At 48.8% G+C, this 21,777-nt stretch carries 17 protein-coding genes; 6 read left to right on the top strand and 11 right to left on the bottom strand.

What is annotated here, in order from left to right; genetic code table 11:
- Window positions 1–56: 56 nt before the first annotated feature.
- The 3 genes from BLS44_RS26485 to BLS44_RS08785 all read right to left on the bottom strand — a co-directional run bounded on the left by BLS44_RS26485 (window position 57) and on the right by BLS44_RS08785 (window position 5,764).
- Complete coding sequence (locus BLS44_RS26485) at window positions 57–1,016, bottom strand: TraR/DksA family transcriptional regulator (RefSeq protein WP_176954358.1); 960 nt, start codon at window positions 1,014–1,016, stop codon at window positions 57–59.
- A 5-nt stretch (window positions 1,017–1,021) separates the two neighbouring features.
- The gene (gene ileS / locus BLS44_RS08790) at window positions 1,022–4,444 is read right to left on the bottom strand and encodes an isoleucine--tRNA ligase (RefSeq protein WP_090389706.1); all 3,423 of its coding nucleotides are present in this window, start codon (window positions 4,442–4,444) and stop codon (window positions 1,022–1,024) included.
- Between the two features lie 135 nt (window positions 4,445–4,579).
- On the bottom strand, window positions 4,580–5,764 hold the full coding sequence (locus tag BLS44_RS08785) for a TlpA disulfide reductase family protein (protein WP_262492847.1): 1,185 nt from the start codon (window positions 5,762–5,764) through the stop codon (window positions 4,580–4,582).
- Window positions 5,765–5,920: 156 nt separating this feature from the next.
- On the opposite strand from BLS44_RS08785, the gene BLS44_RS08780 reads away from it, so the two are divergent.
- The gene (locus BLS44_RS08780) at window positions 5,921–6,364 is read left to right on the top strand and encodes a hypothetical protein (RefSeq protein WP_090389704.1); all 444 of its coding nucleotides are present in this window, start codon (window positions 5,921–5,923) and stop codon (window positions 6,362–6,364) included.
- 4 nt (window positions 6,365–6,368) lie between these two features.
- Here the strand turns inward: BLS44_RS08780 and BLS44_RS08775 are convergent, their stop codons facing one another.
- The gene (locus tag BLS44_RS08775; protein ID WP_090389703.1) at window positions 6,369–8,300 is read right to left on the bottom strand and encodes a family 2A encapsulin nanocompartment cargo protein cysteine desulfurase; all 1,932 of its coding nucleotides are present in this window, start codon (window positions 8,298–8,300) and stop codon (window positions 6,369–6,371) included.
- A complete protein-coding gene (locus BLS44_RS08770; protein WP_090389702.1) occupies window positions 8,284–9,204 on the bottom strand; it encodes a family 2A encapsulin nanocompartment shell protein in 921 nt (306 codons plus the stop codon). Before BLS44_RS08770 ends, BLS44_RS08775 begins: the two co-directional genes overlap by 17 nt.
- A gap of 216 nt (window positions 9,205–9,420) precedes the next feature.
- Here BLS44_RS08770 and BLS44_RS08765 point away from each other — a divergent pair, with 216 nt between their 5' ends.
- From BLS44_RS08765 to BLS44_RS08755, 3 genes are all read left to right on the top strand, one after another.
- Window positions 9,421–11,817: a TonB-dependent receptor domain-containing protein gene (locus BLS44_RS08765; protein WP_090389701.1), complete on the top strand. Its 2,397-nt coding sequence runs from the start codon at window positions 9,421–9,423 to the stop codon at window positions 11,815–11,817.
- A 66-nt stretch (window positions 11,818–11,883) separates the two neighbouring features.
- A complete protein-coding gene (locus BLS44_RS08760; RefSeq protein ID WP_090389700.1) occupies window positions 11,884–13,050 on the top strand; it encodes a PepSY-associated TM helix domain-containing protein in 1,167 nt (388 codons plus the stop codon).
- Window positions 13,051–13,059: 9 nt separating this feature from the next.
- Window positions 13,060–14,103: an alpha/beta hydrolase gene (locus tag BLS44_RS08755; protein ID WP_090389699.1), complete on the top strand. Its 1,044-nt coding sequence runs from the start codon at window positions 13,060–13,062 to the stop codon at window positions 14,101–14,103.
- Between the two features lie 85 nt (window positions 14,104–14,188).
- Here BLS44_RS08755 and BLS44_RS08750 read toward each other — a convergent pair whose 3' ends face one another.
- The 4 genes from BLS44_RS08750 to BLS44_RS08735 all read right to left on the bottom strand — a co-directional run bounded on the left by BLS44_RS08750 (window position 14,189) and on the right by BLS44_RS08735 (window position 18,472).
- Window positions 14,189–14,473, bottom strand: coding sequence for a hypothetical protein (locus BLS44_RS08750; protein WP_143019706.1), 285 nt, complete (start codon window positions 14,471–14,473; stop codon window positions 14,189–14,191).
- 558 nt (window positions 14,474–15,031) lie between these two features.
- Window positions 15,032–15,655: a DUF998 domain-containing protein gene (locus BLS44_RS08745; RefSeq protein WP_090389697.1), complete on the bottom strand. Its 624-nt coding sequence runs from the start codon at window positions 15,653–15,655 to the stop codon at window positions 15,032–15,034.
- A gap of 64 nt (window positions 15,656–15,719) precedes the next feature.
- Window positions 15,720–16,934 carry a TlpA disulfide reductase family protein gene (locus BLS44_RS08740; protein ID WP_090389696.1) on the bottom strand — a complete coding sequence of 405 codons (1,215 nt, stop codon included), beginning with the start codon at window positions 16,932–16,934 and terminating at the stop codon, window positions 15,720–15,722.
- A gap of 152 nt (window positions 16,935–17,086) precedes the next feature.
- Complete coding sequence (locus BLS44_RS08735; RefSeq protein WP_176954357.1) at window positions 17,087–18,472, bottom strand: sulfatase family protein; 1,386 nt, start codon at window positions 18,470–18,472, stop codon at window positions 17,087–17,089.
- A 288-nt stretch (window positions 18,473–18,760) separates the two neighbouring features.
- On the opposite strand from BLS44_RS08735, the gene BLS44_RS08730 reads away from it, so the two are divergent.
- On the top strand, window positions 18,761–20,047 hold the full coding sequence (locus tag BLS44_RS08730) for a DEAD/DEAH box helicase (RefSeq protein ID WP_090389694.1): 1,287 nt from the start codon (window positions 18,761–18,763) through the stop codon (window positions 20,045–20,047).
- A 92-nt stretch (window positions 20,048–20,139) separates the two neighbouring features.
- Here BLS44_RS08730 and BLS44_RS08725 read toward each other — a convergent pair whose 3' ends face one another.
- Window positions 20,140–20,520, bottom strand: coding sequence for a plastocyanin/azurin family copper-binding protein (locus BLS44_RS08725; RefSeq protein ID WP_090389693.1), 381 nt, complete (start codon window positions 20,518–20,520; stop codon window positions 20,140–20,142).
- Between the two features lie 6 nt (window positions 20,521–20,526).
- The gene (locus BLS44_RS08720; protein WP_090389692.1) at window positions 20,527–21,066 is read right to left on the bottom strand and encodes a DUF4142 domain-containing protein; all 540 of its coding nucleotides are present in this window, start codon (window positions 21,064–21,066) and stop codon (window positions 20,527–20,529) included.
- Between the two features lie 450 nt (window positions 21,067–21,516).
- On the opposite strand from BLS44_RS08720, the gene BLS44_RS08715 reads away from it, so the two are divergent.
- Window positions 21,517–21,741, top strand: a complete 225-nt coding sequence (locus tag BLS44_RS08715) for a hypothetical protein (protein ID WP_090389691.1) — start codon at window positions 21,517–21,519, stop codon at window positions 21,739–21,741.
- The last annotated feature ends 36 nt before the right edge of the window (window positions 21,742–21,777 follow it).

Genomic DNA, 21,777 nt, shown 5'->3' with positions numbered 1-21,777 from the left:
TAAAAAGCGAACCCATTGTACAGGTTCGCCTTTTAATCTATTTTGATCTGATAAGATTAACGGTTCATCATCGATTTTGCCTCAATGCTTAATGTAGCATGCGGCACGGCACGCAGGCGGGCTTTGTCGATCAGGTGACCGGTTACCCGGCAAATGCCATACGTCTTGTTCTCAACACGCATCAGCGCTTTTTCCAGGTGATCGATAAAGGTGATCTGGCGGCTGGCCAGCTGGCTCAGCTGTTCACGCTCCATACTTACACTTCCATCCTCCATGGTCATGTAGCGCCCTTCATCCATATCGCCGCCTTCATCTCTGCGGGTGATCAGCCCCTGCAGGTATGCCAGTTCTTTTTTTGCTGCATCCAGCTTCCTTAAGATGATCTCTTTGAATTCAGTAAGGTCGTTGTCTGAATACCGTACCACAGAAGTTGCTTTTTCTATGGCTGGCGTATCCAGCACGCTCTTTGTGAAATCAGGCTGATATTTTACAGAGCTCTTTGTAGACAATTTTGGGACCACTACTTTTTTAGGAGCTTTTGCTGCTTTTTTATCTTCTTTTGTTTCTTTTTTTGCCACGCTTTTTTCTATTACAGGTACCAATTCTTTAACTGCAGGTTTCTTTACCGCAGCTTTCTTTTCATGCGCCGGGGCCGCTTTGCTAACCGGTTTGGGCGCCGTTTTTGCCGTTTTCGTTACCGCCGCCTTTGCGGTTTTTCCGTTGGCCGTGTTTACCGGCTTTGCAGGCGTTTTTGCTGCTTTACCTGCTGCCGGGCGTGCGGAAGCTCCGCTGCGCACAGCGGCTGTTTTTGGTGTTGCCTTGCTGCTGACCGCTGGTTTTGAGGCTGCTTTTGCCGGCGTTTTAGGTTTGCTGGCTTTCCCACTTGCTGCACTCGCGGATTTTGCCGGGGCTTTTGCCACCTTTCCGCCAGCCGCCTTTACAGGCGCTTTTGCAGAAACAGCTTTGCTGCCGGTAGCACGGGCAGGTTTTGCTGCGGTTTTCTTCTTTGTAGCCATTGTTGTTACCCTTTTTTTGTTACAATCGTATATAACTTATGTTCGTTCACTTCAATTTCGGTTCCGCCGGCTGAAATTGGACTAAATTCCAGCGCATCTGCCAAAATTTCTGCGCAAATATAGTCTTTATACGTGGTTAACGAATTTTTTAATGTAGGATTTGTGTCAATTTGCACAGTGATCCGGTCAGTTACATCGAAATCACTGTCCTTCCGTATTTTCTGTACCCTGTTCACAAATTCACGGGCATCTCCCTCCTGTTTCAGGTCTTCGGTTATTGTAATATCCAGCGCCACGGTCAGGGCTCCCTTGTTGGCCACCGTCCAGCCGGGAATATCTTCGCTGCTGATATCCACTTCGTTAAGCAGGATGGATACTTTTTCGCCATCGATATCCAGCTCCACAGCACCATTCCTTTCCAGTTCACTGATGTTCTCCTGGGTAAAGGCCGCCAGGGCACCGGAAACAGCTTTCATTTTTGCACCCAGCTTTTTACCCAGCGCCACAAAGTTCGGCTTGATCTTCTTTTTTATAAATCCTTCGGTATCAACCAGGTATTCTACTTCCTTGATGTTCACCTCGGATTTAATGAGTTCCTCCACTTTTTCCAGCTGTGCTTTCATTGCCGGGTTTAAAACAGGGATCAATACCTTATGTAACGGTTGACGCACTTTAATGTTCACTTTCTTGCGCAGGGAGAGGATGAGCGAGGAAATATCCTGTGCCAGCTGCATCCGTTCCTCCAGCTGCTGATCGATAAGGGTTTCATCAGCTTCCGGGAACAATACATGGTGCACCGATTGCAGGTTATAGCGGCTTGCTACCTCATTCAGGTTGCGGAACACCGCATCGCTGAAGAAGGGCGCAACAGGGGCCATCAGGCGTACCACGGTTTCCAGACATTCAAACAGGGTCTGGTAAGCGGCGATTTTATCTGCTTCATATTCTCCTTTCCAAAAACGGCGGCGACAAAGCCTTACATACCAGTTACTTAAATGTTCATCCACAAAATCTTCGATCAGGCGGCCGGCCTGTGTGGGCTCATAATCATCCATTGCCCGGGTTACATCCTTCACCAGTGTATTTAAGGAAGAGATGATCCAGCGATCGATCTCGGGACGCTCCGCTACCGGGATCTTTGCTTCACTATAAGTAAAGCCGTCCACATTGGCATAAAGCGCAAAGAACTGGTAGGTATTATATAAAGTACCAAAGAATTTGCGCTGCACTTCTTTGATGCCGTCGATATCAAACTTCAGGTTATCCCAGGGGGATGCGTTGGTAATTAAGTACCAGCGTGTTGCATCTGCTCCAAAGGTTTCAATGGTGGCAAAGGGATCTACCACATTGCCCAGGCGTTTGCTCATTTTGTTGCCGTTCTTATCCAGCACCAGCCCGTTGCTCACCACAGTCTTAAAGGCCACACTGTCAAACAGTAAGGCGGCTATTGCATGCAGGGTATAGAACCAGCCGCGGGTCTGGTCAACCCCCTCGCAGATAAAGCTGGCGGGGAAGTTGGTATCAAAGGGCTGGTTGAACGGATGCGGATCACCTGCCTTTAATTTTTCATAATTCAGCCCCCACTGGGCATAGGGCATGGCGCCACTGTCGAACCAAACATCGATCAGGTCCGGCTCCCGGTGCATAGGCTTGCCGGAATCGCTTACCAGCACTACTTCATCCACATAGGGCTTGTGCAGGTCAAGAATGCCATCATGCAGGTAATGTTTATTGACATCACCGCCCAGTACTTCGCTTGCTTTTTTGATCTCGGTATTCAATTCCTCTACAGAACCGATGCATTTCATGTCCGCGCCATCCTCTGTTGACCAGATGGGCAGCGGCGTTCCCCAGAAACGGCTGCGGCTCAGGTTCCAGTCTACCATATTCTCCAGCCAGTTGCCAAAGCGGCCTTCCCCGGTGGATTTGGGTTTCCAGTGGATCGTTTTGTTCAGCTCCACCATCCGGTCGCGCAGTGCCGTGGTCTTGATGAACCAGGCATCCAGCGGATAGTACAGGACGGGTTTATCCGTGCGCCAGCAATGGGGGTAATTGTGCTCGTATTTTTCCACTTTGAAGGCGCGGTTCTCCTTTTTCAGTTTTACGCTGATGTCTACGTTCACATCCACATAGTCCTTCTCATCTTTATAATCCTTTACATAGCGCCCGCTGAATTCACCGGTGCCTTCAATAAATTTTCCCTCACGGTCTACCAGCGTGAGGATACCGATATTGTTTTTCTTCCCTACTTTATAGTCATCTGCACCAAAGGCCGGCGCCGTATGAACGATACCCGTTCCGTCCTCGGTGGTCACAAAATCGCCCACCATTACCTTAAATGGAGTGGCGCCCGGGGTGATCTCCTGTATCTTTTCAAGGGAATTGGACTCAAAGGGCAATAATTGCTCATATTCCAGGCCATCCAGCTGACTGCCTTTGAATTCCGCAAGGGTCTTCCAGGGCAGCAGCTTGGTTTCAGCGGTGTAATTTTCAAGATCACCGTTTTCCCCCTCGGCTTTAAAATATTTAGATATCAATGCTTTGGCGATCACTACATTTACAGGAAGATGCGTATAAGGATTGAAGGTCTGTACCAGCGCATAGTCGATATTACCACCTACGGTCAGCCCCAGGTTGGAGGGCAGGGTCCAGGGTGTGGTGGTCCAGGCCATGAGGAAGACTTCGGCAGGCTCAGTCTCGGCAGGCTCAATCCCGGTGGGCGCAGAAGCAACTGCCTTTGAAAGGGCCTCAAAAAGAAAGATACTCTTTTCATTATGCAGGGCTTTGAACAACACAGTAGCACTGGTATCTTTTACATCCTTATACGTGCCTGGCTGGTTTAGTTCGTGCGAGCTTAAACCTGTGCCCGCTGCCGGGGAGTAAGGCTGTATGCTCACGCTTTTGTACAGTAACCCTCTGTTGTACAGCTGCTTCAGCAGGTACCAAAGCGTTTCGATGTATTCGTTCTTAAAGGTGATATAGGGGTCGTTCAGGTCTACCCAATAACCCATTTTGCGGGTAAGGTCATCCCATTTATCCTTAAACCGCAATACGGCTTCCCGGCATTTCTGGTTGTATTCCTCCACGGAGATCTTCTTTCCGATATCTTCCTTGGTAATGCCCAGCTCTTTTTCAACGCCCAGCTCTACCGGCAAACCATGGGTATCCCAACCGCCTTTGCGTTTTACCTGGAAGCCCTGCATGGTCTTATACCGGCAAACCAGGTCTTTGAGCGTACGGGAAATAACGTGGTGAATACCGGGCATACCGTTGGCACTGGGCGGACCTTCGTAAAAAACGAATGATTCAGCACCATCCCGGAGGGATACACTTTTCTCAAATGCCTGCTGCTCATTCCATTTCGCTAATATCTCCTGCTCTATGGAGGGCAGGTTCAAACCCGAATATTCTCTGTATTTCACACTCATAGTAGGTAAAAAATGAGTGCAAAGGTACGAAATATGGCAGAGTTGGAAGACGGAAAGTCTAAAGCCGGTAAGTTTAAAATGGCGCCCCGGTGCATGTAGTTTCGCCGGATATTTTTTGCGGGTTGTTTTAAGTATTTATTTTTGCCGTAACGCAATCCGGATCGCATCTTCAAGTGACTGCGTTCTTTCCTGATATCCAGTGCTTTTATACCGCACAACCCCATCCTGATCGATTAAGATCGTTGCCGGAATAGTATCACAGGCATATCCTTCAAAATCGCCGCCTGGAATGCACTGATCCGCAGATCCCTGCGGGGTATTGTATACGTGCACCCATTTTTCGAGCCTTGCTTTCGAAATATAAGCAAGCAGCTTCTGGTGGAATGTGTCCCATTTATCTATAACGCTTATAATTTCAAATCCCCTGCCTGCATATTTTTTACGCAGGTTTTCAAGATGCGGATTATAGGTAAGACAGGGGATGCAGGTAATACCCCATTGTTCTATCAGCACCACTTTCCCTTTGAATGTATTCAATGTTAAAATACTATCCTTCGTATACAGGATTTTGAAATCCGGGGCCGGTCTATCCAACTGAATTTTATCAAATGGAGTTGCAGGCGACACGACAGACGACTGTTTTTTTAACCTTTGGATATAATTAAAGCATAACACGCCCAGCGCGCTTTTTTGCAGTGTTTCCGGGAACCTGTTGTAAAACCTCAGTACCGAATCCGGAGATATTTTGGTTTTGTATTGATAGTACAAAAGATACAAGCTAAGTCCTGAGGTATTGTTCCCGGAAATATAGCGCAGGTCCATCTGTTTTATTTTCCCCCTTACAGGTGCTCTCTGCTGATCATTCAGGATGAGTTGCCGCCTCAGTTCATCAGCATTCCCGGAACCTGATCCGATCGCCTTCACCAACGAATCATGCTTACGGTCAAGCACATCAAGCTGACCTGAAACATCCTGCTTCATACGATCCCATGCAGCTTTCTCATCATACACTTTACTGCCCAGATAGTGCGCATGTTTCAGGTCGCCGTAATTATAAATCATAGATTGCTCCCCCGGTTCCAATACAAAGAAAATATTCAGGGTCTCATCATAGATAGGATATTTAGGATCGTTGTTTATAAGCGCCAGATCCAGACCCTTTACAGTGCCTGAAAATGTAAACCGGCCGTCCTGTATGGTGGCGGTGTCGGTCACCCATTGGCCATTACTATCCGTATGCCCCAAAATGACGGTTCCTGTATCGCGATCAGTTACTGTACCGTTTAGTACAAATTCCTGGGCGTTGGCAGTTCCATACAGTAATAAAAGGATCGCTATTATTATTTTTTTCAGATCGGAAATTTTCAGATATTAACGTTTTTACTAAGTTCGGTTTTTGGTTTGATTAAAACAAGCCCTTTAAAATTCAGATAAACGTTTGAACCCGCTGTTGCGAACCGGGATAAAAACGCGTTTATGTATAAAACAATCTCCATGAAACCGGTCATCCTTTTATTGGCAATTGCATGTCTTATATCCTGCGACAGGAAAAGCCCGGTTTCCGATGACGGGTATAATAAGGAGGGGCTGATCGTAAGTGAGAAAAAATACCAAGCCGTTACTACCAATAATTACACCATTTCAAACGCAACCATTGAGGGTGACTCGCTCTTTATCAGTTTTAGCGCCAGCGGCTGCAGCGGAATCAGCTGGGAAACTGCTGTTGTTGATGCAGGCAGGATTGCAGAATCCAACCCTGTACAACGCTACATAAAATTAAGCCTGAGCAATAAGGAATTGTGCGCTGCCGTATTTTCTAAAAAGGCAGGCGCTAACATCCGTTCCTTAAGGATGCCGGGCAGTAACACCATTTCCTTTAACCTGGCAGGCTGGAACCAACCCCTGCTATACCATTATTAATGGCTTACACCAGTTTCCACAAAACGGCAATAAACCGGTCTACGTCCTCGCAGGTGTTATAAAAAGCCAGGGATGGTCGCACCGTGGTTTCTACCCCCATCCGTCGCAGGATAGGCTGTGCACAGTGGTGTCCCGTTCTTACTGCAATGCCCTCATCGTTTAATGCCCTGCCTACCTCATCATTGCTGTATCCATCCATTGTAAAAGACAATACACTGGCCTTATGCGCTGCGGTGCCGATCCGGCGCACACCGGGTATCTGTTTAATCAGCCCTGTAGCGTATTCCAGCAGAAAATGCTCATATTGCCCGATATTTTCCATGCCGATCCGGCTGATATAGTCGAGGGCGGCTCCCAGCCCCACGGCATCCGCAATGTTACCGGTACCGGCTTCAAAACGGCCGGGTGCATTATGGTACCGGATCTCCTCAAAGGTTACGTCCTGTATCATGTTACCCCCGCCCTGCCAGGGTTGGGTGGCGTTCAGCAGGCCTTCTTTGCCATAAACCACTCCAATACCGGTTGGACCAAACACTTTGTGGCCGGAGAACACAAACCAATCAGCATCGAGCGTCTGCATATTTACCGTCATGTGCGATACGGATTGTGCCCCGTCTACCAGCACTCTTGCGCCCGCTGCATGTGCCATGGCTACCATTTGCTGTGCCGGCGTTATGGTACCCAATGCGTTGGATACCTGGGTAAAGGCCACCAATTTGGTATGCGCATTGAGCAGTTTCGCATATTCGTCCAACAGGACCTGTCCGTCATCATCTACCGGGATCACCCGCAGCTTCAGCCCTTTTTTATCCGCCAGCCGTTTCCAGGGTACGATGTTGGCGTGGTGCTCCAGGTGACTCACCACAATTTCATCCCCGCTTTGCAGGTACTGTTCGCCCCAGCTTTGGGCTACCAGGTTGATGGCTTCTGTAGCACCGCGCACAAAAATGATCTCACTGGCCGATCGTGCACCTAAAAATGCCCGTACTTTTTCCCTTGCGGCCTCGTAGGCATCCGTAGCCCGTGCGGCCAGTTCATGTGCGGCACGGTGGATATTGGAGTTTTCATGCTCATAGAACCAGGTGATCCGGTCCATTACGGCTTTTGGCTTTTGGGTGGTAGCAGCATTGTCGAACCACACCAATGGTTTCCCGTTCACGGTTTCGTTGAGAATGGGAAAGTCTTTCTTAAACAGGTGCGCATCAAAGGAAGACAGTCCCGCCTGCTGTTTGACCGATGTGCTGTTTACCTGCGGCGCTGTTCCAAAATAATACGAAGGAGTGGCCCTGTCAAAACCCGGCAACTGCGGGGTAAATGATGGTGTAATGATGTTCTTTAACAGGGTATCCATATCGGCCCAGTAGGGCTGTTCCTTTTCAAGCGGCAGCACGGATCCTGGTTGCGCCGGTTGGGAGGCCCTGTTGAGGTTGGCATCCGGGAAACCGGTTTCGGGATCGTTGATGTTGAAATGTTGCCCCTGCTCCAGGTGCGATGGTGATGCGCCACTGCCTGCAACCGATGCCGGTATCCGTCCGCCGTTGGCACTGGTATGCTGAGGGCCGCCAGATCTGTCTTCTTCTGTTTTGGGCAGATCAGCCAGTGGCACATAACTTATAACCGAGGAGGAAGCACCCAGCCCGGTAGCCGAAGGGGGTGTTTGCAAACCGCTGAAAGGATGTTGCGGTACCGGGGGCGTTTGTTGCGGTGCCGTTCCCGACTGCCCGGTCACCAGATCATGATTGGTTGTACTCAGATCCGGCAGGTTTCCGTTGCCCATTATTTTTCCGGCCATGGCTGTGGCATTGGGGTGATCTTCCGGATGCAGCGATGCTGTATGTTGCGCATCACCCGGCAATGCCCTGAAAAAGGTATTGGCCAGCTGCTGCAGCTGTGCCAGGTCCGGCAGTCCTGTTTGCTCATCAATATTTATACTCATGGTATTTGTCTATTTCCACATCGTCCAGTACGGCAATGGCATCATCTACCAGCACCGCCAGCGAACAATATAATGAAACCAGGTAGGATGCAATGGCACGGTCGTTAATGCCCATGAACCGTACGGACAATCCGGGGGTCTGCTCTCCCTGCAAACCCGGCTGGAACAGGCCCACCACGCCCTGGCGGCTTTCGCCGGTGCGCATGAGAATGATCCTGGTTTTACCGTTTACGATCGGCAGCTTATCGGAAGGGATCAGCGGAATACCCCTCCAGGTTAAAAACTGCGAGCCAAAAAGCGAGACCGTTGGAGGAGGTACACCCCTGCGGGTACACTCACGGCCAAAGGCTGCGATCGCTCTTGGGTGCAACAAAAAGAAGCCCGGCTCTTTCCACACTTTTGCGATCAGCTCATCCAGGTCATCCGGCGTGGGTGCTCCCGTGCGGGTCTTTATCCGCTGCCCGTCTACTACACTGTGCAGCAGACCATAACCGGCATTATTGATCAGTTCGCTTTCCTGCCGCTCTTTAATGGTTTCTATGGCCAGCCGCAATTGCTCCGATATCTGGTTGTACGGCTTGCTGTACAGATCCGATACGCGGGTATGTACATCCACAATGGTTTGTACAGCCGCCAGGTTGTATTCCCGCGGATTTTCGATATAGTCCACAAAGGTTTGCGGCAGTACCCGCTCATCGCGGGCCGAGCAATCCACTTCGATCTGTGTGGCATTCTTTACCTTGTTTAAGCGGTATACACCCGATTCTACCGGCACCCAGCTCATCAGTTGTGTTAACCAGCGGGGCGAGATGGTAACCATCTGCGGAACGGTACGGGTGGCAATGGCGAGCTGTCGCGCAGCCACATCGCCGAGTGCGGTTTGTTGATGTTTTGCTTCTGCCATATTCTTATGTTTTAGTCGTTTTGTGAAATACGTGTTTTCATTCTTTCGTTCTTCGAACTTTTTACATTATAAATATAAGCCAGTATCATCAAAAAGCAAGCTTATCAAATATTCCGGATCGCGGTCTAAATATTCCTGATCTCGTAAGCTGGCGGTGATACCCGCTTCTATTTTTGCAACCCGTTAATAATTACTTTTTAACCCAATATATCACCCATGTCAAGATCAAAAACTGCACAATTTTTTGTTTCACTGTCGTTCGTCTGGCTGCTTCTGGCAATACAATCCAACGTTTCTGCCCAGGCAAAACAAACAGGTGTCATTGAAGGCCGGATATTAAGCGCTGACCGGCACCCGGAAGAGAACGTTATTGTCGTACTGACCCCCTCCTCAAGACAAGTTATGTCTGATGATAATGGTCATTTTGAATTCAGGAACGTTCCTTACGGCCAATATACCATTTCCATTAAATCACTGGGGGTAACGGCCGAACCCGTTCCTGTGGAGCTGTATGCAGCAAAGGCATCGGCCGGCACCATCCGGTTGAATGAAAACGCCAGTACATTAGACCGGGTGATCGTATCCTCTTCTTACCGGCACATTAACAAGAACAGTACACAGGTGGCGCGGATGCCCCTTACCTATACGGAAAACCCACAGAATTATGCGGTTATTCCAAAAGAAGTACTCCAGAACCAGCTCGTCACCACCACAGAACAGGCACTGGTCAACATCCCCGGTGCAAGCAACCTGTCCATCGTAGGTGGTAGCGGTGGCTCATCCCTTACCTTCATGTCCCGTGGTTTCTCCAGCGGCTCCGTTATGTACAGGAACAGTGTATCTACAGGATATGTAGCCCTTACAGACATGTTCAATGTAGAACGCATTGAAGCCATCAAAGGCCCCTCCGGCACTTTGTTTGGCGGAAACGAAGCGGCTTCCTATGGTGGCGTATACAACCTTATTACCAAACAGCCTCTGGAGGTAAAGCGCGGTGAAATTTCCTTCACTACGGGTAGCTACGAACTGGCAAGAGCCACATTGGATTATAACACACCCCTGAACGAGGATAAAACAGCATTGCTGCGCTTCAACGGTTTTTACGACAACAGGAATACGTTTCAGCAGCTTGCGCAGAACAATGTGGGCTTTGCACCATCCCTGCTGGTAAAGGCCACGGACAGGCTCACCTTACATTTCGACGGTTATTACTATAAAAGCATCCGCCCCATCGTACTCTTTGGATTTGGCGCGCCTCCCGGGGGCACCACAGAAACCAGCACCTATGCCGGCAATGTCAAAGACCTGGGCATCGATCCGTCTAATTCCTACATCAACCCCGATTTCAACAGCTCCCAGCAAACCTGGTCAGCTACCGGAAAAGCCGAATACAAACTCTCTGAGCAATGGCTTTCACAAACCAATTTTTCAGTAGCCCGGAACAATAACGTAACACATTACATTAACCTGGTAGCCAATAAAAAAACCGCTACGGATACGGCCGTCATCACGCGCAACATCCTGGAAATACCTTTCAGCCAGCTGTATACCCAACAGTTCCAGCAAAATTTTATCGGCGACTTTAAGATCGGCTCACTACGCAACCGGCTGCTGGCAGGGCTGGATTATTTCCGCACAAATGTAGGCCAGGCCCGGGGTACGGTTATCTACGACAAAATTTATGCTACCGCTACAGAAACACAGAAATTGATTAAAAAAGCCAGGGTCGACAGCATTGGCGCCAATATCGCCTATAACGCCACCCGAAGCATCGCCAATAGCTATGGAGCTTATGCGTCTGAAGTGCTGAATATAACAGACCAGTTGCTGCTGATGGCGAGCCTGCGTATTAACCGGTTTGTAGATGTAAACAATGATTACATGCAAACTTCTTATTCTCCCAAACTCGGCCTTTCATATGAGATCGTAAAGAACATCCTTTCCGTTTACAGTAACTACAATAATGGCTATCGCAACAACAGCAATTTAGACTCGTCAGGCAACCTGCTCAAACCTACCTACGCCAACCAGTGGGAAGCCGGTGTGAAGTTTGATGCCTTCCATCATCGCCTTACAGGTACCGTCAGCTACTACGACATCAAAGTTAAAAACATGCCGCTGGCAGTTCCCAACACCACCTATTATATACAGGACAATAAACAACGAAGCCGCGGTATCGATGTGGACATCCTGGCCAACCCTGTTCCGGGTCTGAATATTGCCATGGGTTATGGCTATAACAACATCCGTTATACCGAATTCACTGCTATCATTAACAAGGCGCCTGTTGTGCTGAACGGTAACAGGGTAGAAGGCACGCCACATCATGCCGGTAATATCTGGGCCAACTATGGCTTCACCTCCGGCTCGCTGAAAGGTTTCGGTTTTGGTGCAGGTGGTAACGGACAAAGCAGCTCGTTCACCAATAATGTGAATACGATCACTTTAGACGGTTTTACCGTTTTTGGAGCAAGCGTATTCTATGATGCGCCCAAATTCCGGCTCACCGCCAAGATCGATAATATTGCCAACAAAAAATATTATACATATAGCTCCTGGCTGTTGCCCGGAGCCACAAGAATGCTGGCATTCAATGCTACTTTCCGGTTCTAATATTTTGTAAATGATCAAACGCACAACCCTTTACCGGGTTGTGTTTTGCTTTTGAAATAATCAGGCATGAATAAAGGAAAAAAATCTAAAAAAACGGTATTCAGCCGCGTTAACGCCTGGCTGCATCTCTGGCTCGGAATTTTTTCCGGCATCATATTGATATTCGTTGCGCTCACCGGTACGCTGATCGTATATGGCGACGAGATCATTGAATGGTCTGCCGGTAAGGCCCGTTACACGGAGCAGGTGCAACCCGAACGCCTGCCGATGGAAACCCTGATCGCCAATGTGAATAAGGCCTACCCGCAGGCTAAACTTTCCGAAGTGACCGTGTATAAGGATCCCGAAAGAACGGTGCGCTTCAGAACCTTTGCCAAAGGCAAGGGACTGGGTTTTGCATATGCAGATCCTTATACCGGCAAGGTGTTGAAATATGACCGCACCGCTAATTTCTTTTATATCATGGCGCACCTGCATGCTTCTTTTTTGTGGCATGGCACGGGTGAATGGATCGTGGATATTGCAACCATCATCTTCCTCATCGAACTTATTTCGGGGATCATCCTCTGGTGGCCCCGCAAGTGGAACAGGCACACCCGCGATGCCAGCTTTAAGATCAAATGGAAGGCGCGCTTTAAACGGGTAAACTACGATCTGCACAATGTACTGGGTTTTTACTCTTCCATCCTGGCACTGATCCTGACCGTTACCGGTCTTATCATCGCCTTTCACCCTTTAGCAGCCACTACCGCAAAGATCTTTGGAGGCGACGTTGAAACAAAATGGCAAAAGGCAATGCCGAAGAACGATACTGCCCGGTCTGCCATTGCCATCAATACGGTCTTTGAACGGGAATTTTCCAGGCACCCGCAACAAAAAGCAGGACAAATCTGGTTGTACAACCTGGACTCCGCCGGTTTTTATATGGTGACCACCGCCAGCAAACTTGGCTTAAAAAGTGCAGAAAATGCCCGGCTTGCCTTTATTAACAAATATACAGGCAATGATCTTGTACTGCCGCCCAAAAGCCTGAAGGGCGAGTACGTGGAAAATACCGTATGGCAGTTGCATATGGGCACCTGGATGGGCCCGGTGGGCAAACTGTTCACATTTATCTGCGGGCTTATTTGTACTTCCCTCCCCATTACCGGTTTCCTCATCTGGTGGCACAGGGGCAAAAAGAAAAAGAAACCACAACCGGTAAAAAAAATGGAAGTCCTTGTACCTGCATAAAAAAAGGTTATGAAAATAAAGTTATTCCTTCTTCTTTCGCTTTTTACAGGTATTGCCGGAGCTCAGGACCTGAACCGTCTTTTCAATACCACAACATTGCATTCAAAAATACCGGGCGGGGAACGGGAGGTCTGTATTTCGCTGCCGCCCAATTATGATAATGCCCGGTACGTACATGAGCGGTACCCCGTGCTGTATTTTTTTGACGGGGAAACCAGTATGGGTTTTTATAAAGCCGTTACCCAGTTCTTAAGCAAGGGCGTATATGCCCGCATGCCGGAAGTGATCCTGGTAGGTATCAGGAACAAAGACCGTACCCGGGATCTTACGCCTACCCGGTCTTTTATAAAATCGCCGGATGACAGCACCAAACGGTTATTTGAAAACAGCGGGGGCAACGAACGATTGGTACAGTTTATAAAAGAAGAACTGTTCAGCTATATAAATGCGCACTACCGTACAGACGGATACACCATCCTGAGCGGGCATTCTTTCGGAGGGCTGGCCGCTTCCAATATCCTGTTGCATCATACCAACCTGTTCAACGCCTACATCCTCATAGATCCGAGTATCTGGTGGGACAACGGGTATATTGCCCGTGAAGCCGCCTGCATTATTCCTTCAGGAAAAGCAAGACCTGCCGTTGTATACATGGCTGTAGCCAATAATAAAGAAAAGACAAACGGCTTTAACGCAGGCGACCATGCATCCCAAAAGCTGCAAGAGATCCTGGCGGCGGGTCAGGATTCAGCCCTTCTTTTCAGACACCAGTTTTATGAGCAGGAAGATCACGGAACCATACCGCTTCCGGCGCTTTATGATGCCCTTAAATTTATTTTTGATGGCTATGCGATCGACTTTAAAGAAGTAACAAACCGGTCTTCTGTAATTACCGATACTTATACGGCTTTTTCGGAAAGAAACCACCACCACTTTATACCATCGCTGCAAAAATTCGATTTTATCATTCGCTATTTTAAGGAAAACAAAAAGATGCGGGAGGCGCAGATCGTCCTGGAGCAATGCAGGCAGCTCTACCCCAATGCGGAATGAACATTTCGATTCCTCCAAATTTTTGAGAGCCTCTCTGGCTTTAGTGCATTCCGCTCAGGGCGACGAAACGGGATCTCGTTCCGCGTCATGCAGCGCTCAGGATATTTGCACCGCCTGTAGACAGGTCCTGCGAAAAACGGATATTTAATTGCATATTAAAAATATCCTGCAAACGGGCAGGCGCCATCCTCCGGATCTGTTCTGCTGTGATCACCCGCACCTGGTAAACAGATTGCTTTACAGACTGTGCGCGATACTGACCCGTGGTTACCATTACCTCATCCATCGCTTGTGCAGTGCTGTCTGTGATTATTGTTTGTGTTTGTGCGCAAACACAAACCGGCAAACAAAGACCCAGTCCATACTTCATCAAAGTTTTAATTGCATTCATACTAATGAGGCAGCAAAGCTCTGCCAAGAACCACAGAAGCTTTTCCACATTCGGGAAAAGAAATTTCGAGATCGGGAAAAAATCCGGATGATGCCGCTGAAGTACTGAGTTCTTTATCCCATTGGGCACCTCATTCGCTTCAATCCAAAAGTCCAAAGCCTTCCATGTTTCTGCGCTTCAGTGGCAACTAAACCCTGATGCCTTAATCACTCACAAAAAAACCGCACCGATAAAAATCCGTGCGGCTACTTGATTGCTTGTAATGAGAAGGTTACCGGAGGTGTTTGAATGCCCCGGACCAGTGCCACAGGTTGCAGTACTTTATCCACTAACAATGCTACAAAGGTGCAACATCCTGCAGGCAGTTGTTTTCAAAATCGGGAAAAGATGTTTCGCGATCGGGAAAAATCCGGATGATGCCACTGAAGCACAGAAGCACAGATTTTTGATGCTGCTTTTAGCAAGAACCCTTCATGCCTGAGTGACGCACCGGGCCTCATGCAAAAGCTAAACCTTTAGTGCTTCAGTGGCAGCGCCTCAGCGGCAATCCCGCATACGCCGGCAGATCCAACAAACCCAGACCAGGAACAATAAAAACGTGATCTTCTGAACCAGGGGAAGCATCCGGATGAGGGATGGTGTATAATAGAACAGGTTATTGATCAATACCAGAAACAGGTTAAGCATCCCCAGCCAGAACAACCGGCTCCATTTTAGACGGTACAGCCCTGTAAAAGTGGCCGCCATTGCCACAACGCCCAGCAAGCCGGATATCATTACCAGTATATCATGTGCCGCCGTGGACAGGAACAATGACAGCAACATCGCCATTGCCCCGCAGGCAGTCATAAGATACCGGACCGGGCGTGCAAAGCCGGCATACCGGAAAAACAACCACCAGAAAACACAGAACGTACCCCCTAACACAACCATACCCATCCGGGCCCACCATTTGCCGGCATTGGGCTCTCCGTTAATGCCCGCATCGTTTAACAGGTTACACCAGTAATTATGCAGCCAGCTAAATCCTGCTGCATTTTTATCGGCCTGTGACCCGCCCGGGTAAAGAAGCGCGGCAATAACATACAGCAGCACAAAGAGCAGCGCCCCTGCCACCGGAAGCAGGTACCGGGGGCGGTACGTTGTACGATCGTTGTTCATCTTGCGCAAATGGTAATGATCCTTTAAAGATACCGGATTCTTTCGTTAAGGAAATCCTGTTTTGTTATTGCCCGTCTACCACTCGCTTCACTTCCTGTTTAAGCTTCGCAAGCTGCGTCGGGTCAAAGCTGGTACTTTTATAACGCACGACCCCGCTGCGGTCTACCAACACCGTCGCCGGAATAGCATTCACCTGATACCCTTTAAATGTACCTCCTGGTATCGGAGCATCGCCTGCAATGTCACTATAAACATGCAGCCATTTGCCAAGGGAGGCATTGGATATATATGCCAGTAATTTCGAATGAAGACCATCCGTCTTATCAATAACACTCAGCACCACCAGCCCCTTACCGGCATATTGGCCGCGTAATTTTTCAAGATGGGGGTTATAGCGCAGGCAGGGGATACAGGCAAGATTCCACTGTTCGATCAAAAGTACCTTTCCCCTGAAAGTTCTGAGGGTTTGCACACTGTCTTTTGAATATATAATGCTAAAATCAGGAGCGCGCTGTCCTGTCCGGATATTATCAAAAGCCGCAACAGCAATATCCGTTTTCAACGCACCCTTTAACTTCTTTTGCGCATAGTTAAAAAGATAGACTCCCAACGCACTCTTTTGCAACGTCTGAGGAAACCGGCCGTATAAAATCATTAAAGAATCAGCAGACATCCAGTTCACATATTTTGCATACAACAGGTATAGACTCAATTTAGAGCTGGGGTTGCCGGTAATAAACCGGTAATCCATTTGTTTAATTTTTTCCTTTAATGGGGCTGCCTGCTGGTCTATCAGGACCAGTTGCGGCTGCGGATCAGCATTCATCGATCCGGAGCGCATCTCGCTTAAGAGCGAATCTCGTTTACGATCCAATAGTGCGAGGCGATCCAGTTCATCTTTTTTAATACTATCCCAGGCCGCTTTTTCCCTGTATGTTTCGCTTCCTGAATATTGAGCTTCCTTCAGATTGCCATATCGGTAAACAACAGATTGGAGACCTGGCTCCAGAACAAAAAAGGCATTAAGGGTTTCATCTTTGATACTATACTGCGGATCGTTTTGTAAAAAAGCGAGATCCATTCCTTTCACCGTCCCTTTAAAGGTAAATTTTCCTCCACGCACTTCTGAAGTATCCTGTACCCATTCTCCATTCATGGCCGTATGATTTAAAATGACGGTTCCTGTGTCACGGTCGGTTATAGTGCCATTCAATATAAACTCCTGGGCGTGTACACTCTGGCACAGTAATAAAAAAAAGGCAGGCATTATCGCTCTCATAACGTAAAATTTCCCAGGCTGTTTTTGCGTATACCCTAAGTTAACACAAATTTGATACGCAAACGCAAATTTCCCCGCCGGACCCGGAGCTGTACCTTTTATGACGGAACATCCCGGACGGCGGCGGCTGTTATACTTCCTGTATTAAAACACTATTCATAAAATACCGGCATCGGATCCTTTGCCTTCCCATGCCATCGTTTCATCGCTGCACGCATCACCTGCAACTGTTTTTGCATACGTTTTTCACCGGCCAGGTTCCACCGCTCCCAGGGGTCGGCATCCAGGTTAAACAGCTGGGTATGCCGCTGACCTTTTACCAGGTATTCGATCAGTTTATAGGACCCCATGCGCAGTCCGCGCTGGTAGTTTGCATAAATGTAGTATTCCGATTCACGCCCTTTATAGGCTATCCCCTGAAGTGCAGGCAACAGGCTCTGCCCCAGCATCTGCTGCGCCCCCGGAACGGGAAGATGCAGGTACGCACAAAGCGTGGGAAAAATATCGGTAAGATATGTAAGCGCCCTGCTCGTTTGCCCCGGCTTTATGCCCGGGCCGGAAAACAGGAGCGGCACGCCCACGCTGTGCTCATACAGGTTCTGTTTACCCATTAACCCATGCTGCCCTACGGCCAACCCGTTATCTGCTGCAAAAATGATCAGGGTATTGCTTTGAAGTCCCCGTTCTTTCAGGGTGTTCAGGATATCGCCGATACGCTGATCAATATGCGTGATCATTGCATAATAATCGGCAATATGCTGTTGTATCTCGGCGGGGTTGCGGGGGAGGGCCGCCAGCTGTTCATCCCGGATCCTCAGGTCGCCGTTATCAAAAGGGTGTTCTTTTAAAAAATTCGGTGGCAGCCGGGCATCCCGGTACAGCTGCTGATAGGCCGGTGCTACCGTGCGGGGATCATGCGGTGTTTTAAATGCAACATAGGCAAAAAAAGGGCGTTCATCCTGGTATTGTTCCAGGAAGCGGATGGCCTCGTCCGCAAACAGGTCCGTAGCATGTATCCCCTTTACCAACCGGCTGTTCTGTGGGCTGTAGATCCCGTCTTCCCTGAAATCATGCACCCTGAAATCATACTGCGGGCCCATACCGTTAAAGAAGAGCGAAGCACCACCATCAAAGCTCCTTACAAAGGAGGCATATTCATTGTGCCATTTACCTGTCATCCAGGTGTAATAGCCATTGTTCTTCAGGTATTGGGGTAGGAGGATCAATGAGTCCGGGATCTGCTGTCCATAGCTGCCCCCCATTTCAAAAACGCTGTGGCCGGTGAGCATACTTCCCCTGCTGGGCGCACACACCGCCCCACTGGTGCCCCCCATAATATAGGAGTTCAGAAACTGAACACCGCTGTGCGCCAGGCTGTCCAGTACCGGGGTCTTTAACAGGTCCGGCGCCAGGAAGGTACCACCCCGACGCTGATCATCCGTTAATATAAAAAGGATATTGGGCCGCTTTCCGATGCGCTTTACAGGCTTTCCCTGCGCATGAACCGGCGCACCCAACAACAGGAAGAACGCAATCATTATTAAACATTGCCGTATCATTGAACGATCATTTATGAGCAATTTATCGTTTATCATTCAAACCGGAAAATTCAGCCCGTTGCCCTTTTACAGCCAGGTTAAAACAGGATAAAAGCGCTAAACCCGGAAAATCTGCCTATCTTTGCGGCCTTCTATGTTATTCCAGCACTGGATTTGTTTCACATTCCTCCATTCAAATTATAGTGGCGGCTTAACGTAAAGCCGGTATCGTACGGGCAACTTTTGTTGCTGACGCTGCCTGATTGATTCATCTTAAATTTTAAATAATTGTCATTTAATAATCTACAACTTATAGACCCCATTCTTAAAGCATTAAGCAATGAGGGTTATACAACTCCTACGCCGGTACAGGAAAAATCCATACCGGTGATCTTACAAAAAAGAGACCTGCTGGCCTGTGCGCAAACCGGTACCGGAAAAACCGCATCCTTTGCCCTGCCGTTATTGCAGTTGTTATACGGCCAGAAACAGGCCCCCTCCCATCACCCGAAAGTACTGGTGCTGGTGCCCACCCGGGAGCTGGCCCTACAGGTATCAGAAAGCTTTGCCGCCTATGGTAAGTACCTGCCGCTGAAACAGGTGGTCATCTTTGGCGGTGTATCGCAACACAACCAGGTGAGGGCATTGCAACAGCCGGTGGATGTTCTGATCGCTACTCCCGGCCGCCTGCTGGACCTCATCAGCCAGGGCTACTCCCTGGTAAAAGAAATTCAATACCTGGTCCTTGATGAAGCAGACCGGATGCTGGATATGGGTTTTATCCATGATGTAAAAAAGATCCTTGCCCGGTTGCCACAGCAACGCCAGACCATCTTTTTTTCCGCTACCATGCCGCCGGAGGTACAAAAGCTTTCCGACTCGCTGCTGAAGCAACCGGTAAAAATTGAGATCACCCCACCGGCAACAACGGTGGAGAAGATCGAGCAATCCGTATACCATACAGACAAACCCAGCAAGCCCTCCCTGCTGTTGCATGTGCTGAAAGACTTTGCCGGGGAATCTACCCTGGTTTTTGCCCGGACCAAGTATGGTGCTGATAAGATCGCCAAAGGTCTGAACAGGGCCGGCATCAGCGCAGCAGCCATCCATGGCAATAAATCCCAGGGGGCGCGGCAAACCGCCCTCAGCAATTTTAAGACCGGAAAAATAAGCGTGCTGGTAGCTACCGATATTGCCGCGCGGGGTATTGACATTGATGGCATGGGCTGTGTGATCAATTATGAACTGCCCAATATACCGGAAACCTATGTACACCGTATTGGCCGCACCGGGCGGGCAGGCGCCAGCGGCATTGCCATTTCGTTCTGCGATGCAGAAGAGCAGCCTTATTTAAAAGACATTCAAAAACTGATCAATAAGACCATACCGGTAGTAAAGGGCCATCCCTTTGAGACAGCCCATCCGCAACCCGCTGTGCCTGCACCAAAAGCGCCGGCCCCGGCTCAAAAGCCGCAGCAAAACCGGAAGCAATGGAAAGGACATCATTTTCATTCCCGGCATAAAAAAACCGGTCAGCAAAGCCCGGCCATGCGGGGCAACAATATGGCCGGATAACCATCCAGGCCCGGACTGCATGAAGCGGGGCGCACGGATCTACTGATCTGTGCGCCCCGCAACTGTTTAAGCCTCCGCCGCCTTCCGGCGGTTTAGTGTACGGTAATGCGTCCTTTCATAACCACGTGAATGCTGCAAAAATAATCGCCATCCTGCCGGGGTACAAAGCGCCAGCTGCTTCCGGGCGCAAGCGTTCCGGATGCCCAGTGCTGATCAACGCCCGTAACATCATGCGGCACTATATCTTTATTCACAAACAGGATCGTATCTCCTTTTTTAACCGTAATGGTATCGGGTACAAATTTCATTTGTTCAATAACAACCACGCGCGCCTGTTCTGTTACATTCCCGGCAGGGGTACCAGCCGCTTCTGAAACAGGATCCGGCTTATGGCCTGCTGTCTTATCTGTACCGGAAGTACACCCGGTAGCCATTGCAAGCGCAAAAGCTACCGGCAAAATCTTTATACGCATCGGATCTTATTTTAATGCTTTCTGAACCATCTTTGCATGCTCCAGGTGCGCTTTTAATGCCGGCAGTACCTGTACAAGCAATGCTTTCAGCTCTGCGTTTTGGGCCTGCGGAATCAATACCTTTTCAACAGCATCGATCACCGCTTGGTGATACGCAACTTCATTATCCATATACGCGGTATTAAAGGCCTTTCCTGATTTACCGTTTAATGTTGCCTTTGTTTTCTTTGCCCCTTCCAGCAGGGATTTCGTTACGGAATTGGTTTTGGGAGTAACCTTTAATTTTTTTACCAGTTTGGTGGCCATGTCTATAACACCCAGGTGGTCGGTCTTCATGGTCTTTGCAAAATTGAGGATCGCTGCATCCGCAGACTTCCGTTGCGCAATACCCGCATAGTCCACATCGATCTGGTTGGCGGTTACCGCTACGGATGCTATCTCCGGATCGGTCAGCTTCGGCGTGCTTTGTCCAAAGCTGTTGATGGCAAAGAAAAGTGTACCCATCAGGGCCACACCCCGCCATTTTAGCACTGTTGTTGCTTTCATTCTATATGATTTAAATGTTGTTTACACCCTTTAAAATTCACCGGGTCCTTCAAACAGGACCATACTGCCGGCACCAGGCACCATTCAGCACCGGTTGGGTTGAAAAGACATTGGACCGGCCTCATTAATCCTTTCATTAATACCCCCGCAGCTACCGGGCCGTATAACAGAAGCTCCTTTGCCGTATGCTCTTTTTTATTAGAGTAACTGCGTGATAAAAAGGTTACAAACCAACCGGGCGCGCGGGTATTGCATCATCAACATTCAACCTTCTATAGGCTTGTGGCATTGCGCAATAGCAACAATAAAATAAAACCGTTAAACTATTTGCCTGAACCGTTGTTATACGATTGTATATCGCTAACCCGTTCGTTTTGAAGGTTGTTTTGAAAATTTGCAGTCCATCGCGGGTTGTCTTCAATCCGGTTCACACTTTTAAATTAAACAGAAATGTCCAACACATCGCTTCCGCATCAACCCACCTTAACGGTCCTGCTTAAAAATGTAGAGATGGTTGCTCCCAATATCTGTTTTACAGGAGATGCCATTGCCTTGCTGGGTAAGTATACCGGCAACGGCGCTGTGGTAAACCTGGACGAGTGGCACTGGCATAAGGAGCAAAGAGGGGAGATAACCTTTTACATCATCACCAGCCTCAAACAGGCACAGGCATAACAGCAGGAACGTTCTTTCTACTGTACGATGACAATA

The sequence above is a fragment of the Niabella drilacis genome, from assembly GCF_900101395.1.
Lineage (GTDB): Bacteria > Bacteroidota > Bacteroidia > Chitinophagales > Chitinophagaceae > Niabella > Niabella drilacis.
This window is presented reverse-complemented; position numbering and strand designations above follow the sequence as displayed.